The organism is Endozoicomonas sp. YOMI1, from assembly GCF_024606345.1.
In the GTDB taxonomy this organism is placed as follows: Bacteria; Pseudomonadota; Gammaproteobacteria; order Pseudomonadales; family Endozoicomonadaceae; genus Endozoicomonas.
This window is the reverse complement of the sequence record NZ_JAHHPM010000547.1, coordinates 1-1,552: the sequence shown is the minus strand read 5'-3', so window position 1 is coordinate 1,552 and position 1,552 is coordinate 1. Positions and strand designations below refer to the sequence as shown.

The following is a 1,552-nucleotide window of genomic DNA, read 5'->3' as shown; positions in this document are numbered from 1 at the left end:
CGATAGCCAAACCGATGAACGCCTCGATGCCAGAGACCGGATTGAGAGCTATGTGGTTCCGGGCATTAAGGTATCATGGGAACTGGTAGGCGATCAGCTGGAAGGACAACGAGCCATTGTCGGCTATCAGCGGGAGGAATGGGCGGTTCCTGAAATTGGCGAGGTCTATAAGCTGATTACACCGTATGAAAAAATCAGCCAGTTTATCCGTATTACTTCGGTCAGCCATTCCATTGAGACCTTCACCTATAACAACGGGCAGGAGTATGTGGATTTTACCCGGCGAAAGGTAGAAATGGAGATCAGTGCACCGCTGGTCACCACCTTTGTCGGAGCGCCACCAGTGCCGGGGGAGCCAGAGGAAGAGACCAGCCGTATTCAGGAAACGCAGATAGCCGACACCAGCCGTTACTATGGCATCCAGTCAATGAGCGCCAACATTACCGCAGGCGACCTGACGGTAAAGGCCGAGAGCGTTTATGCGCCATTGGTGCCGAGTGCCAAGGTAGAAAGCCCATTACTGGATCAATATGGCGGCTATACCGGCAAAACAATGGTGGCGACTTCGGACAGCAACCGATCAGTCACTTGTCGCTTTGTTCATATCACCGGCAACCATAGCCGCACCTATCTGCAGCGGGGTGTTTTGCCCGGAACCCTTACCCTTTCGGTGGATGGCGGCACCTTTGAAGATAACGGCGCAGGCAATCTGATCCATAAAAGCGGCACCAATAATTACACCAGGCTGACAGTGGATTATGATCTTGGGGAAATAAACGTCTGGCAAGTGAGCGGATATCTCTTGGCTAACGGCAATGCGACCTATCAGCCAGCGGTATCGATTACGGGCGCAGCGATCAGTGGTGCTATCCCAATTACTAACCAGAACCGGGGCTTCAATTACACCCTGAACATGGCCGAGGCCAAGCCAAGGCCGGGTACACTGGTGGTCAGCTATATCGCCCTCGGCAAATGGCAGGACATTCGTGTCCCGTTAATGGTCAGATGACGGGTTCTGGAACCGGCACCATTCTGTTTGCCAACGGCTCGGCGGCAATCACCCTTGATGCACTGCCCGACCCGGACAGTGCCATTGTATTCAGCTACGTGGCGCAAAATGATGATGAAGTAACTATCCGCACAGGCTCGGTGCCGGTGGAGGATATGACCTTCCGGCATACCGTCGAGAAGCCGGGTATCAAACCCGGTTCTATGACGGTGATCTATGTTTCATCCGGGGAGAATAAAACCCTGGCCGATCAGGCCAATGGCTTGCTGACGGGCGATGGCAGCGGCGCTATCCATTACGCTCCCGGCGAGCTGAGCTTTAAGCTGGATAACCTGCCCGATAGCGGCACCGAGATTCAACTGACCTATGAGGAAGGCACCAGTGCCGGTGGCGAGGTTATTGTCTCTGTGGATGGTCAGGGCGTCATGAGCGGCACCATTCCGGGAGCTCCCTTGCTCCCAGGTTCTATCCAGCTGCAATTTCTGGTCGAGCAGTTATCCAACGTGCCGAGTGTTTCCAGAAAAGTCGATGACTGGACAACCT

Annotated in this window: 2 protein-coding genes; both read left to right on the top strand. The window is 54.3% G+C overall.

The features are described from left to right. A partial coding sequence (locus KDK15_RS19485) for a hypothetical protein (protein ID WP_257297063.1) occupies window positions 1–1,009 on the top strand: 1,009 nt, incomplete at its 5' end. Beyond that, window positions 1,006–1,552, top strand: a 547-nt coding sequence (locus tag KDK15_RS19480) for a hypothetical protein (RefSeq protein ID WP_257297062.1), incomplete at its 3' end; no start/stop codon positions are given. The genes KDK15_RS19485 and KDK15_RS19480, both read left to right, overlap by 4 nt.